Annotated in this window: 7 protein-coding genes and 4 pseudogenes; 8 read left to right on the forward strand and 3 right to left on the reverse strand. The window is 56.4% G+C overall.

Translation table 11 applies throughout. The annotated features are described in order from the left end of the window. The first annotated feature begins 149 nt into the window (after window positions 1-149). From thiC to ABOC21_RS23865, 8 genes and pseudogenes are all read left to right on the forward strand, one after another. The gene (thiC, locus tag ABOC21_RS23830; RefSeq protein ID WP_426813513.1) at window positions 150-2,045 is read left to right on the forward strand and encodes a phosphomethylpyrimidine synthase ThiC; all 1,896 of its coding nucleotides are present in this window, start codon (window positions 150-152) and stop codon (window positions 2,043-2,045) included. Continuing rightward, on the forward strand, window positions 2,045-2,680 hold the full coding sequence (gene thiE, locus ABOC21_RS23835; RefSeq protein WP_426813514.1) for a thiamine phosphate synthase: 636 nt from the start codon (window positions 2,045-2,047) through the stop codon (window positions 2,678-2,680). Before thiC ends, thiE begins: the two co-directional genes overlap by 1 nt. 70 nt (window positions 2,681-2,750) lie before the next feature. Beyond that, a pseudogene (locus ABOC21_RS23840) lies at window positions 2,751-3,429 on the forward strand (HesA/MoeB/ThiF family protein). Beyond that, window positions 3,413-3,613, forward strand: a complete 201-nt coding sequence (gene thiS, locus ABOC21_RS23845; RefSeq protein WP_426813515.1) for a sulfur carrier protein ThiS — start codon at window positions 3,413-3,415, stop codon at window positions 3,611-3,613. The pseudogene ABOC21_RS23840 and the gene thiS overlap by 17 nt, the downstream one beginning before the upstream one ends. 1 nt (window position 3,614) lies before the next feature. Next, window positions 3,615-4,386, forward strand: a pseudogene (gene thiG / locus ABOC21_RS23850) (thiazole synthase). Next, window positions 4,383-5,517, forward strand: a pseudogene (thiH, locus tag ABOC21_RS23855) (2-iminoacetate synthase ThiH). The pseudogenes thiG and thiH overlap by 4 nt, the downstream one beginning before the upstream one ends. Window positions 5,518-6,025: 508 nt before the next feature. Continuing rightward, the gene (locus ABOC21_RS23860; RefSeq protein WP_235891583.1) at window positions 6,026-6,286 is read left to right on the forward strand and encodes a PTS sugar transporter subunit IIB; all 261 of its coding nucleotides are present in this window, start codon (window positions 6,026-6,028) and stop codon (window positions 6,284-6,286) included. Window positions 6,287-6,289: 3 nt separating this feature from the next. Continuing rightward, window positions 6,290-6,602: pseudogene (locus tag ABOC21_RS23865) on the forward strand (PTS lactose/cellobiose transporter subunit IIA). 49 nt (window positions 6,603-6,651) lie between these two features. Here the strand turns inward: ABOC21_RS23865 and ABOC21_RS23870 are convergent. From ABOC21_RS23870 to rpoC, 3 genes are all read right to left on the reverse strand, one after another. Continuing rightward, window positions 6,652-7,986, reverse strand: a complete 1,335-nt coding sequence (locus ABOC21_RS23870) for an anaerobic C4-dicarboxylate transporter (RefSeq protein WP_426813516.1) — start codon at window positions 7,984-7,986, stop codon at window positions 6,652-6,654. A gap of 504 nt (window positions 7,987-8,490) precedes the next feature. After that, on the reverse strand, window positions 8,491-9,744 hold the full coding sequence (locus ABOC21_RS23875) for a PTS ascorbate transporter subunit IIC (protein WP_426813517.1): 1,254 nt from the start codon (window positions 9,742-9,744) through the stop codon (window positions 8,491-8,493). A gap of 690 nt (window positions 9,745-10,434) precedes the next feature. Beyond that, window positions 10,435-14,658 (reverse strand): DNA-directed RNA polymerase subunit beta', encoded by a 4,224-nt coding sequence (gene rpoC, locus ABOC21_RS23880; protein WP_426813518.1) that lies wholly within the window; start codon window positions 14,656-14,658, stop codon window positions 10,435-10,437. Window positions 14,659-14,685: the final 27 nt, after the last annotated feature.

Consider the following 14,685-nt stretch of genomic DNA (forward strand, 5'->3'; position numbering starts at 1 on the left):
TAATTCGGGATCCGCGGAACCTGATCAGGCTAATACCTGCGAAGGGAACAAGAGTAAACTGCAAAGAGCGGCCGTCCCTCAGGGACCAAACGCATCTGTTACTCCATCCGTCGTCTGACAAGCCATCTCCTTTTCATCTGGAATGAGCTATGTCTACAGAAAAACTGACCCGCCGACAGCAGCGCGAACGCGCCCAGCGTTTTATCGACACGCTTGAAGGTTCGGCCTTCCCCAACTCGCAGCGTATCTACATTCAGGGTTCGCAGGATGATATTCGCGTCCCGATGCGGGAAATCCAGCTTAGCCCCACGCTTATCGGCGGCGGCAAAGAAAATCCGCGCTATGAAGATAACGAAGCGATCCCGGTGTACGACACCTCCGGTCCCTACGGCGACCCCGATATCGCGATCAATGTCCACCTGGGTCTGGCAAAGCTGCGCCAGCCGTGGATTGACGCGCGTAACGATAGCGAACCGCTGAGCCATCGCAGCTCCGCTTACACCCAACAACGCCTGGCCGATGACGGCCTTGACGGGCTGCGCTTCAGCCGCCTGCTGACGCCAAAGCGGGCCAGAGCAGGCCGCCGCGTGACCCAGCTCCACTACGCCCGCCGGGGCCTCGTCACGCCGGAGATGGAATTTATCGCCCTCCGCGAAAACATGGGCCGCGAGCGCATTCGCAGCGAAGTGCTGCGCCACCAGCACACGGGAGAAGGGTTTGGCGCCCATCTGCCGGACAACATCACGCCGGAGTTTGTCCGCGACGAAGTGGCCGCCGGGCGCGCCATTATTCCCGCCAATATTAACCATCCCGAGTCGGAGCCGATGATCATTGGCCGTAATTTTCTGGTCAAAGTTAACGCCAATATCGGCAACTCCGCCGTCACCTCGTCCATTGAGGAGGAGGTCGAAAAGCTGGTGTGGTCAACCCGCTGGGGCGCGGATACGGTGATGGATCTCTCCACCGGCCGCTATATCCACGAAACCCGCGAGTGGATCCTACGTAACAGTCCGGTACCTATCGGTACGGTGCCGATCTATCAGGCGCTGGAAAAGGTCAACGGCATTGCCGAGGACCTGAGCTGGGAAGCCTTTCGCGACACCCTGCTGGAACAGGCGGAGCAAGGCGTTGACTACTTCACCATCCACGCCGGCGTCCTGCTGCGCTACGTGCCGCTGACCGCCAGACGCCTCACCGGCATTGTCTCCCGCGGCGGTTCGATCATGGCGAAATGGTGCCTGTCGCACCATCAGGAAAACTTCCTCTATCAGCACTTCCGCGAAATTTGTGAAATCTGCGCCGCCTATGACGTTTCGCTTTCGCTCGGCGACGGTCTGCGCCCCGGCTCGATCCAGGACGCCAACGATGAAGCGCAGTTTGCAGAGCTGCGAACCTTAGGCGAGCTGACGAAAATCGCCTGGGAGTACGACGTGCAGGTGATGATTGAAGGTCCGGGTCACGTGCCGATGCAGATGATCCGCCGCAACATGACCGAAGAGCTGGAGCACTGTCACGAAGCGCCGTTCTATACCCTCGGGCCGTTAACCACCGATATCGCTCCCGGCTACGATCACTTCACTTCCGGCATTGGCGCCGCGATGATCGGCTGGTTTGGCTGCGCGATGCTCTGCTACGTGACGCCGAAAGAGCACCTCGGGCTGCCGAACAAAGAGGACGTGAAGCAGGGGCTGATAACCTACAAAATCGCCGCCCACGCCGCCGACCTTGCCAAAGGCCATCCCGGGGCGCAGATCCGCGATAACGCCATGTCCAAAGCGCGTTTTGAGTTCCGCTGGGAGGATCAGTTCAACCTCGCCCTCGACCCGTTTACCGCCCGCGCCTGGCACGATGAAACCCTGCCGCAGGAGTCGGGAAAAGTCGCCCATTTCTGCTCCATGTGCGGACCCAAATTCTGTTCAATGAAAATCAGCCAGGAAGTGCGCGACTACGCCGCCCGTCAGGATATCGAAAGCGGAATGGCCGATATGTCGCAGAACTTCCGCGCTCGCGGCGGCGAAATCTATTTACGTAAGGAGCAAGCCTGATGTATCAACCCGATTTTCCCCCGGTCCCGTTTCGTTTAGGGCTCTACCCGGTCGTCGATAGCGTGGCGTGGATTGAACGCCTGCTGACAGCGGGCGTGCGCACCATCCAGCTGCGCATTAAGGATAAGCGCGAGGCCGACGTTGAGGATAACGTTATCGCCGCTATCGCGCTTGGCCGTCAATATCACGCCCGGCTGTTTATCAACGACTACTGGCAGCTGGCTATTAAGCATCAGGCCTACGGCGTGCATCTGGGCCAGGAGGATCTGGAAACGACGGACCTGAACGCGATCCGCAACGCCGGGCTGCGCCTCGGCATCTCGACGCATGACGATATGGAGATTGACGTCGCGCTGGCCGCTCGCCCCTCGTATATCGCATTAGGCCACGTTTTCCCGACCCAAACCAAGCAGATGCCCTCCGCGCCGCAGGGGCTGGCGCAGCTGGCCCGGCATATCAGCCGGCTGCAGGACTACCCGACGGTGGCCATTGGCGGCATCAGCCTCGAGCGCGCACCGGCGGTACTGGGCACCGGCGTTGGCAGCATTGCCGTGGTCAGCGCGATTACCCAGGCGGCGGACTGGCAGCTGGCCACCGCGCAGCTGCTGGAAATGGCGGGAGCAGGCGATGAATGATAGCGATTTTATGCGCTACAGCCGCCAGCTGATGCTGGAGGATATTGCCATCGAAGGTCAGCAGAAGCTGCTGGCCAGCCGGGTGCTGATCGTCGGGCTCGGTGGACTCGGCTCCCCGGCGGCGCTCTATCTGGCGGGCGCCGGCGTCGGTACGCTGGTCCTCGCCGACGACGATGATGTCCACGTCAGCAACCTGCAGCGGCAGATTTTGTTCACCAGCGACGACATTGCCCGGCCGAAAGCGACGGCGGCCCGCCAACGGCTGGCGCGGCTCAATCCGCAGATCGATGTTATCCCCCTGCGACAGCGATTGGGCGGCGAAACGCTGCTGGCTGAAGTGGCGCAGGCCGATCTGGTGCTGGACTGTACCGATAACATGGAGAGCCGTCAGGCCATCAACGCCGCCTGCGTGGCGCGCAAAACGCCATTAATTACCGCCAGCGCCGTCGGGCTTGGTGGGCAGCTGATGGTCCTGACCCCGCCGTGGGAGCAGGGCTGCTATCGCTGCCTGTGGCCGGATACGGCCGAACCCGAGCGCAGTCTGCCGCACCGCGGGCGTTATCGGGCCGGTGGTCGGCATTATGGGTACGCTGCAGGCGCTGGAGGCGATCAAGCTGCTCTCCGGCATGACCACGCCGCGTAATACGCTGCGACTATTTGACGCCCGCACCAGCAGCTGGCGCGCACTTGCATTACAGCGGGCTCAGGGCTGTCCGGTATGCGGAGGAGAACATGCAGATTTGGTTTAACGACGAGCCGCTCCGCTGCGCCGACGCGATCACCGTCGCCGCCCTGCTCGTTCAGCTGGAACAGCAGCAGGCGGGCATCGCGCTGGCGCTCAATCAACAGGTCCTGCCGCGCGAGCAGTGGGATCACCATCTTCTGCAGGAAGGCGATCGGGTCCTGCTTTTTCAGGTTATCGCCGGAGGCTGACATGTTACGTATCGCAGACAAAACGTTCGACTCACATATTTTTACCGGTACCGGGAAATTTTCCGCGCCGGACCTTATGGTCGAGGCGATCCGCGCCTCGGGAAGCCAGACTGGTGACGCTGGCAATGAAGCGCGTCGATTTACGTCAGCACAATGATGCGATCCTCGCGCCTTTACTGGCCGCCGGCGTCAGCCTGCTGCCGAATACCTCGGGAGCGAAAACGGCGGAAGAGGCCGTGTTCGCCGCCCGCCTGGCGCGGGAAGCCCTTGGCACTCACTGGTTAAAGCTGGAGATTCATCCGGACGCGCGCTGGCTGCTGCCGGATCCCATCGAAACCCTGAAGGCGGCGGAGATCCTGGTACGGGAAGGTTTCGTGGTTCTGCCCTACTGCGGCGCCGACCCGGTGCTGTGTAAACGGCTGGAGGAGGTGGGCTGCGCGGCGGTAATGCCGCTCGGCGCCCCCATCGGCTCCAATCAAGGACTGGAAACCCGCGCCATGCTGGAAATCATTATCGCCCAGGCCACGGTACCGGTGGTCGTTGACGCCGGTATTGGCGTGCCAAGCCATGCGGCGCAGGCGCTGGAGATGGGCGCCGACGCGGTGCTGGTGAATACCGCAATCGCCGTCGCTGACGATCCGGTAACCATGGCGCGCGCGTTTCGTCTGGCGGTAGAAGCGGGCCTGCTGGCCCGTCAGGCCGGACCCGGCGCGCGCAGCGCCCAGGCGCAGGCCACCAGCCCGCTGACCGGTTTCCTGGAGGCGCTGGCATGAGCACCTTCACCGACCGCTGGAAGCAGCTGGAGTGGGATGACATCCGCCTGCGTATCAACAGCAAAACGCCTGCCGACGTCGAGCGGGCGATAGCGGCAAAACAGACTGACTCGCGACGATATGATGGCCCTGCTCTCCCCCGCCGCCGCCGGTTATCTGGAGCCGCTGGCGCAGCGCGCGCAGCGCCTGACCCGCCAGCGCTTTGGCAACACCGTCAGCTTCTACGTTCCCCTTTATCTCTCTAACCTGTGCGCGAACGACTGCACCTACTGCGGCTTTTCGATGAGCAACCGCATCAAGCGCAAGACGCTGGATAGCGATGAAATTACCCGCGAGTGCGCCGCCATCCGCCAGATGGGCTTTGAGCATCTGCTGCTGGTCACCGGCGAACATCAGGGCAAAGTGGGGATGGACTATTTTCGCCAGCATTTGCCGGCGATCCGCAGCCGCTTCTCCTCGCTCCAGATGGAGGTACAGCCGCTGAGCACCGAAGAGTACGCCGAACTGAAAACCCTCGGCCTGGACGGCGTGATGGTCTATCAGGAAACGTATCATGAGAGCATGTACGCCCAGCACCATCTGAAGGGGAAGAAGCAGGACTTCTTCTGGCGCCTGGATACGCCGGATCGCCTAGGCGAGGCGGGGATCGATAAGATCGGCCTGGGGGCGCTGATTGGTCTTTCCGATAGCTGGCGCGTGGATTGCTACATGGTCGCCGAACATCTGCTGTGGCTCCAGCAACATTACTGGCGCAGCCGCTACTCGGTCTCCTTCCCCCGTCTACGGCCGTGCGCCGGCGGAATCGAACCGGCATCGCTGATGGATGAACGCCAGCTGGTGCAGACCATCTGCGCCTTCCGCCTGCTGGCGCCGGAAGTTGAGCTGTCGCTTTCTACCCGCGAAGCGCCCGATTTCCGCGATCGGGTGATCCCGCTGGCCATTAACAACGTCAGCGCATTTTCAAAAACGCAGCCCGGCGGCTATGCCGATAATCATCCCGAGCTGGAGCAGTTTGCGCCTCACGATGGCCGCCGTCCCGAAGAGGTCGCCAGCGCCCTGGTCGCTCGCGGCCTGCAGCCGGTGTGGAAAGACTGGGACAGCTGGCTGGGACGCGCGACGCAGTCATCCTGAAGAGGAGCGTAACAACTTGATCATTTTGCGAGCCTGAACGTGAGAACCAAAACGGCAGATTGCTTACCCCCTGCCGTTTTCCTATTCTGCCCCTGTCAGCAGCGGACGCTGACCAGGGCGATGATTTCTCTTCCTCATTTTCGCCCTGCCTCCTTTATGGGCAACGGGCGGAAGCCCCGGCGCGGGCCTCGGTGATAGAGTATGGAGCCGCCGGATAAACGGGCGGTCAGCGTGGACGAAGCGCGCCGTAAAGCGAAGCCGCAGGGCAAGAATCGGCCCGTCAGAACGTCAAGCCGGTCTCCCCACAGGCCCGAGTCTGTGGGCTTTTTTATCATTTCACACCGCAAACCGAAACCGGTTTCATTATTTTGTGATGCCTTACACACAATCGCTGCAAAGCGGTTGTTCCGCCACCCTGCCCGCGTTAAAGATGGTACATCAAGGAACATAAAGGCGACGAACTATGAAGAATATCGTTTTATGCTGTGCCGCAGGTATGTCCACCAGCATGCTGGTTCAACGTATGCAAGCTGCCGCGCAGCAGAAAGGGGTGGAAGTCTCGATTAAAGCCGTGCCGGTTGCCGAGTTTAAGGACAATCTGGCGGCTGCCGATATTATCCTGCTGGGCCCGCAGGTGAAGTATGAGCAGGCGAAACTGCAGGCGCTGGCCGATCCGTTCGGTAAAAAAGTTGCCGTTATCGATATGATGGATTACGGCATGATGAAAGGCGATGCCGTTCTGGATAAAGCCCTGAAGTTGATGGAGTAAGAGATGGAAGATTTAGAAACGATCATTATGGAAGCTGCTGGTTAACGCCGGTTCGGCGCGAAGTTCTGCCTTAACCGCGCTGCAGCTGGCGCGCAAGGGCGATTTTGCCGCCGCCGAGCAGGCAATGGCAGAATCTCACGAGTTTGTGAAGCACGCGCATAAAATCCAGACCCAGCTTATTGGCCTGGATGAAGGGTCCGGCAAGCTTCCGGTCAACCTGATTACCGTTCACTCTCAGGATCATCTGATGAACGCGATGGTAATCCAGGATCTGGCGACCGATATGATCGAACTGTATCGCCGTATTCCGCAGTAAATTAAACCGCTTTATGCAGCAGGTGCCCGTCCGGCACCTGCTTTTTTTATTACAGAAATCCGTATAGCGCGGCAAATATCCAGCCAAATACGCACGAAACGCTGACGCCAATGAGCCCCGGCAGAATAAAGCTGTGGTTAATGACAAAGCGGCCGATTCGGGTCGTCCCCGAGCGGTCGAACTGAATAGCGGCCAGGTCGCTGGGATAGGTTGGCAGAATATAATAGCCGTAGCACGCTGGCGCGGACGCCACGATATAGGCCGGGTCGACGCCAATCGCCAGCGCAACGGGGACAATCGCCGCCAGCGCCGCCGCCTGGGAGTTGACGAATTTGGAGACAATCAGCAGGACAATGGCGTAGGCCCACGGATACTCTTTTACCATCTCGCCCAGCACGCCCTTAATCTCAGACATGTGCGCGCCAAACATGGTCTCCGCCATCCACGCGATACCGTATACCGCCACAATGGCGATCATTCCCGAGCGGAATACCTCATTTTTAGAAATAGAGGCCGGATTAGTTTTGGTGATGATGATGATCAGCGCCCCGGAAAACAGCATAAACATCTGGATAACCAGCACCATCGACAGCGGCTTGCCGTCAAAAGCGGGCCGCAGCCCGGAGAACGCGCCCAGCAGGGCGACCACCGCAATAGAGGCAAGGAAGATCCACATCGCCACCCAGTTGCTGGTCGGCAGCTTGCGGTCCAGCAACGTTGCGGTATCGCCGTATACGTAGTGGCGGTTCTCCGGCGTCGCGATAAATGCCTGGAACTCTTCGTCTTTATCCAGGTCCTTGCCGCGAAACCAGCTAAAAATACCGATCGCCAGAATGCCCAGCAGAGTTGAAGGGATGGTGATCGCCAGCAGATCGAGAAACTCCAGGTGCTTGCCGTTAAAGGTAAAGTTACCGAGCATTGCCACCAGCGAAACGACCGCGACGGAAACCGGGCTGGCGATAATCCCCATCTGTGCGCCAATAGAACTTGCCGCCATAGGACGCTCGGGACGAATATTGTTCTTAATCGCGACGTCATAAATAATTGGCAGGATGGTATAAACCACGTGGCCGGTGCCGCAAAGGATAGTCAACGTGCAGGTCACAAATGGCGCGACGATTGAAACGTACTTTGGATTACGCCGCAGAAGCTTTTCAGCAATCTGCAGCATTACGTCTAAACCTCCGGAAGCCTGTAGCGTTGCCGATGCGGCCACGACCGCAATAATCACCAGCATAACGTCAACCGGCGGCTTGCCCGGCTGAAGATGAAAAACAAAGACTAGAATAACCAGCCCGATACCGCCCAGAAGACCGAGCGCGATACCGCCTTTTCTGGCACCATAAAACAAACACGTTAAGATAATAACGAGTCTGTATTGCAAATTCCATACATCCCCCAGACTAGTCCATTTACTTCGAAAACATTCTGCCCGCCGCGTTATTTTTATTTATCGACCCTTGGCTTTTTAAACCCACTATATCTCGCGCGCAGGGCCTAACCGCGCATAAAAAACGCCATCATATAACTCGTCGAGATTTTGACTATATCGACTTTACCTGAGCTATTTTTTGATACAGGTAGAGTTTTTACCTATCCATGTTTCCAGGAATAGTAAAAGCGGTGGGGAATTTATTCACCAGGTTTAATTGCTAATTAATTGAGGCAAATATATTAACGGAATGTATATTCTACGCAGGGCTGCGAGCAATATGCCGTAAGCCCGGCTGGCATTGGTTGTTCAGAGGGACGCTCAGGACCGCAGCACTCAGCAACGCAGAATGCTTTGGATATGCCAAAACCGGCAAGCGCGAGCAGAGAAAGCTGACGTATAAGGTTAACCCGTGCGTGATGTTAACGCCGGCCCGCTAATCGGCCGGCGCCAGGATTAATGCGTCAGACCAAAGGTATATTTGATAATGGCCGAGAGGAACGTAAAGTCAGGATCGGCAAAGGTCACGCTCGCCACGCCGAGATGGCTAAACAGCGGCAGTACCAGCGCCGGAAGGACACAAAGCAGCAGACCGTTGACAAAGCTGGCGATCAGCGCGCCGCGTAGACCGCCGGTCGCATTTCCGAAAATTGCCGCGCTACCTCCGGTGATAAAGCTCGCCATAATGCCGGGAATGATAATCGGCAGACCAATAAACGGGAAAAGGGCGACGCAGCACAGTTCAGCGGTGAAGCTCACCAGGAAGCCAATCAGTACGGCATTGGGCGATTTATCAAACAGCACCATCGGATCCACCGCCGGAATCGAGCCAGGAGCAACGATACGGGAGAAGCCTTTAAACGCCGGGACGATCTCCTCCGTAAACATCACCACCCCCTTTTTAGCGATATATAAGCCACCGGCAAAGGTCGCGGATTTTTCCAGCAGCCAGACGAGATAGGGTTTTCCCGCCAGCATCGTGTCGAGGAAAGCGCGTTCGGCGAAGATCGATGAGATCCCCAGCAGGCAAAACATGGTGATAAACGTAGCGACATCTGGATTCTTTAAGAAACTAAACTTCGCGCTAACCTTCACTTCTTCAACGTTGGTTTGCGTATTGCCGAACCACTTCCCGAGGTACGAACCAAGAATGTAGGAGCTGGACGCCGCATGGGCAATACAGTAATCATTATGGCCAATAATCTGACGACTAAAACGCGACAATACCGTGGGGAATATCGCCATATAGGCACCAATAACCAGCGAACCGAAAATAATAGCGAATTGTTCACTGTATCCTAAGCCAATCAGCGCAGCGGTAACGGAGAATGACATAAAGACAATTAAATGCAACGACAGATATATTGCTTTAAAGCGAGTATAGCGTGCCAGCAGAATGTTAACGATCATGGCGAAAAACAGAATAAAGGCTGCGGGCCGCCCAAGTTTGTCAATCGTCAATGCCATAATGGCTTCATTACTGGGAACTACGCCGCGCAGCCCGAACGCATTGGTAAATAAATCGCTGAACATCGTCAGCACGCCGCCCAGAATAGTTCCGCCGGTCTTAATAAGCACAAAGCCGATAAACGCAAGCAGCGTGCCCTTAATGATGTTCGTGATACTGCTCCGCTGCAGGACCAACCCCAGGAACGCGATAAAAGCAATAATTATCGCGGGGGTACCTAATAACTTAATCACGTAATCCATAGCCAACCCTATTTATCTATTTAAAAATTATTGACTCTTAATTAATACTATTATTTATAGATGCCAGTATTTTCAGGGCGAGCGTAGCCGCGAGAGTATGCTCCCGAAAGGATATTGACCGCGGTTAAGCGCTATAAGGAAATGGTCAACAAGCCAGCCTCAATGCAATGGCATACGCGCCCAGCATGCTAATCTGATTAATATTAGTTACGTTTTCTCTCCGTCAGAAGCAGGCATTACAACGCCGGTAAAAAATAGTAAGCCGGCGGCTGTCTTTTATTCTTCCTTCGGCAGCGAGGCTGCACGCTATCGGCCTACTATCGTTATTGATACGCCGATACATACCTGCCCTGACCTCCCGATGTTGGTGAATGATTTTATCGTGGCCAAATTTTTAGCAATTTTTAACAGTACCAGCGCCAAACTTTGCTAAAAGCTCCAATCCTGACGATGTCGGCCACGGGGTCACATCGTGCTATGGTCGGTATTGTAACAAACGGCAGAAATGAAATTGTGACACACATAACTAAAACATCATTTCATTTTAATGGATACTTTATTTTGATTTATTGATCAATTTGCGCGAGGACGACAACTGCACAGGACCTGGACAAAGCGGGGAGAATGATGGCGGGAAAGAAAAGCATAAAAAAACCCGCCGAAGCGGGTTTTTACAAGGCTCAGAAGAGATTAATCGTTGTCTGAACCGCCAAGGCCCGCGTTCAGCAACTCTGCCAGGTTGGCAGACGCTTCTTCAACGGTAACCTGCGGTGCAGCAGGCTGTTCGCCAGCTGCCCTGCGGCGCATACGATCCTGGTGGTACGCGTAGCCGGTACCAGCCGGGATCAGACGACCCACGATAACGTTCTCTTTCAGGCCACGCAGTTCGTCGCGTTTGCCCGCAACGGCTGCTTCGGTCAGGACACGGGTAGTCTCCTGGAACGATGCTGCAGAGATGAACGATTCGGTTGCCAAAGACGCTTTGGTGATACCCAGCAGGTCGCGGGAGAAAGTTGCCGCAACTTTGCCGTTCGCTTCCAGATCGCGGTTAGCAATCTTGATGCGGGAGTATTCAACCTGCTCGCCTTCCAGGAAGTCGGAGCTACCGGCGCTGTCGATGGTCGCTTTACGCAGCATCTGACGAACGATAACTTCAATGTGCTTATCGTTAATCTTAACGCCTTGCAGACGGTAAACGTCCTGTACTTCGTTGGTGATATAACGCGTTACCGCGTGTACGCCACGAAGACGCAGAATGTCGTGCGGCGCTTCCGGACCGTCGGAAACCACGTCACCACGTTCTACACGTTCACCTTCAAACACGTTCAGCTGACGCCATTTCGGAATCATCTCTTCGTATGGATCGCTACCGTCTAACGGAGTGATGACCAGACGACGTTTACCTTTGGTTTCTTTACCGAAGGAGATGATACCGCTGATTTCGGCCAGGATTGCCGGCTCTTTCGGACGACGCGCTTCGAACAGGTCGGCAACGCGCGGCAGACCACCGGTAATATCCTTGGTACCACTGGATTCCTGAGGAATACGCGCCAGTGCGTCACCCGCACTAATCTGGATACCATCTTCCAGCTGGACGATCGCTTTACCCGGCAGGAAGTACTGTGCAGCCATATCGGTGCCAGGGATCAGAACATCGTTACCGTTGGCATCAACGATTTTCAGGGCCGGACGCAGGTCTTTACCGCCCGCGGTACGTTCCGCAGAATCCAGAACCACCAGCGAAGACAGACCGGTCAGCTCGTCGGTCTGACGAGTAATGGTCTGGCCGTCAATCATGTCAGTAAAGCGGATGAAACCGCTGACTTCAGTGATAACCGGCATGGTGTGCGGATCCCAGTTTGCCACGGTTTCCCCGCCGGCAACCTGCTCACCGTCGCCTTTCGCCATCACCGCACCGTAAGGAACTTTATAGCTCTCTTTGGTACGACCGAATTCGTCGATCAGCTTCAGTTCGGTGTTACGCGAGGTCACTACCAGCTTACCGGCAGAGTTCACAACCGATTTAGCGTTGCTAAGACGGATGCTACCTTTGTTTTTCACCTGGATGCTGGATTCAGCAGCCGCACGAGATGCCGCACCACCGATGTGGAACGTACGCATCGTCAGCTGTGTACCCGGCTCACCGATGGACTGTGCCGCGATAACGCCGATAGCCTCACCTTTGTTGATGATGTGGCCACGCGCCAGGTCACGACCGTAGCAGTGCGCACATACACCAAAATCGGTGTCACAGGATACGACGGAACGCACTTTGACGGAGTCAACGGAGTTCTCTTCCAGCAGATCACACCAGTGCTCGTGCAGCAGCGTGTTGCGCGGAACCAGAATATCCGCAGTACCCGGCTTCAGAACGTCTTCAGCGGTCACACGACCCAGAACGCGATCGCGCAGCGGCTCTTTAACATCGCCACCCTCGATAACCGGGGTCATGGTGATGCCTTCCAGGGTGCCACAGTCGTCTTCAGTAACCACCAGGTCCTGGGCAACGTCAACCAGACGACGAGTCAGGTAACCGGAGTTCGCTGTTTTCAGTGCGGTATCCGCCAGACCTTTACGCGCACCGTGCGTGGAAATGAAGTACTGGAGTACGTTCAGACCTTCACGGAAGTTCGCGGTGATCGGCGTTTCGATGATGGAGCCATCCGGCTTCGCCATCAGACCACGCATACCCGCCAGCTGACGAATCTGTGCCGCAGAACCACGCGCACCGGAGTCGGCCATCATGTAGATGCTGTTGAAGGAAACCTGCTGCTCTTCGACGCCGTCACGGTTAATCACGGTTTCGGTTTGCAGGTTATCCATCATCGCTTTGGATACACGATCGTTCGCCGCAGCCCAGATATCGATAACTTTGTTGTAGCGTTCGCCCGCGGTCACCAGACCGGACTGGAACTGTTCCTGGATTTCAGCAACTTCAGCTTCCGCTTCGCTGATGATCTCGTATTTTTTCTCCGGGATGACCATGTCATCAATACCAACGGATGCACCTGAACGCGCTGCATAAGCAAAGCCGGTGTACATCGTCTGGTCCGCAAAAATAACAGTCGGTTTCAGGCCCAGAATACGGTAACAGGTGTTCAGCATCTTAGAGATCGCTTTCTTGCCCAGCGCCTGGTTCACGATAGTGAACGGCAGACCTTTAGGCACGATCATCCACAGAATCGCACGGCCAATGGTCGTGTCTTTCAGGCTGGTTTTCGCGACAAACTGTCCGTTTTCATCTTTTTCGTATTCGGTGATACGCACCTTAACGCGCGCATGCAGAGAGGCCAGGCCAGCGCGATAAATCCGCTCGGCTTCTTTCGGGCCAGTCAGCACCATGCCTTCGCCTTTGGCGTTAACACAGTCGCGGGTCATGTAGTACAGACCCAGTACAACGTCCTGAGACGGAACGATGATTGGCTCGCCGTTCGCCGGGGACAGGATGTTGTTGGTAGACATCATCAGCGCACGCGCTTCCAGCTGGGCTTCCAGCGTCAGCGGTACGTGAACAGCCATCTGGTCACCATCGAAGTCGGCGTTATATGCCGCACAGACCAGCGGGTGCAGCTGGATAGCTTTACCTTCGATCAGTACCGGCTCAAATGCCTGGATACCCAAACGGTGCAGGGTTGGCGCACGGTTCAGCAGTACCGGGTGTTCGCGGATAACTTCGTCCAGGATATCCCAAACGACGGCTTCTTCGCGCTCAACCATTTTCTTCGCAGCTTTAATGGTGGTAGCAAGACCACGCAGCTCCAGCTTGCCGTAGATGAACGGTTTGAACAGCTCCAGCGCCATTTTCTTCGGCAGGCCGCACTGATGCAGACGCAGGTATGGACCCACGGTGATAACAGAACGACCGGAGTAGTCAACACGCTTACCGAGCAGGTTCTGACGGAAACGACCCTGCTTACCTTTGATCATGTCGGCCAAAGATTTCAGAGGACGTTTGTTAGAACCGGTGATCGCACGACCGCGACGACCGTTATCCAGCAGGGCGTCAACCGCTTCCTGCAGCATACGTTTTTCGTTGCGTACGATGATATCCGGCGCAGCCAGATCCAGCAGACGTTTCAGACGGTTGTTACGGTTAATGACGCGACGATACAGATCGTTCAGGTCAGAAGTCGCGAAACGACCACCATCCAGCGGTACCAGAGGACGCAGATCTGGCGGCAGAACCGGCAGAACGGTCAGGATCATCCACTCCGGCTTGTTGCCAGACTGCACGAACGCTTCCAGCAGCTTGATACGCTTGGTCAGCTTTTTACGTTTGGTTTCGGAGTTGGTTTCGTTCAGCTCTTCGCGCAGCTGTTCGCACTCCTGCTCCAGATCCATGCTCTTCAGCAGGGCCTGGATAGCTTCGGCGCCCATCTTCGCGTCGAACTCGTCGCCAAACTCTTCCAGCGCGTCCAGATACTGCTCTTCGGTCAGGATCTGATTGCGTTCGAGGTTGGTCATCCCGCCTTCGATAACCACATAAGATTCGAAGTACAGAACGCGTTCGATATCGCGCAGCGGCATATCCAGCAGCAGGCCGATACGGGACGGCAGCGATTTCAGGAACCAGATGTGGGCGGTCGGAGACGCCAGCTCGATGTGGCCCATGCGCTCACGACGCACTTTAGTCTGGGTCACTTCAACGCCGCACTTCTCACAGATCACACCACGGTGTTTCAGGCGCTTGTACTTACCGCACAGGCACTCGTAGTCTTTTACTGGCCCGAAAATACGCGCACAGAAAAGGCCGTCACGTTCTGGTTTGAACGTACGGTAGTTGATGGTTTCCGGCTTTTTAACTTCACCGAAAGACCATGAACGGATCATGTCTGGCGAGGCCAGAGCAATTTTGATCGCATCAAACTCTTCGGTTTTAGTCTGCGCTTTCAGAAACTTTAATAAATCTTTCACGGATTTGCTCCCGTCGGAGTTAGCACA

This window comes from Klebsiella sp. WOUb02 (genome assembly GCF_050058015.1).
Taxonomy (GTDB): domain Bacteria; phylum Pseudomonadota; class Gammaproteobacteria; order Enterobacterales; family Enterobacteriaceae; genus Klebsiella.

Excerpts from the sequence above, each read along its gene's own strand:
- thiC (WP_426813513.1), top strand. The coding sequence starts at position 150 with ATGTCTACAGAAAAACTGACCCGCCGACAGCAGCGCGAACGCGCCCAG.
- ABOC21_RS23860 (WP_235891583.1), top strand. The coding sequence starts at position 6,026 with ATGCTGGTTCAACGTATGCAAGCTGCCGCGCAGCAGAAAGGGGTGGAA.
- thiS (WP_426813515.1), top strand. The coding sequence starts at position 3,413 with ATGCAGATTTGGTTTAACGACGAGCCGCTCCGCTGCGCCGACGCGATC.
- ABOC21_RS23875 (WP_426813517.1), bottom strand. The coding sequence starts at position 9,744 with ATGGATTACGTGATTAAGTTATTAGGTACCCCCGCGATAATTATTGCT.
- thiE (WP_426813514.1), top strand. The coding sequence starts at position 2,045 with ATGTATCAACCCGATTTTCCCCCGGTCCCGTTTCGTTTAGGGCTCTAC.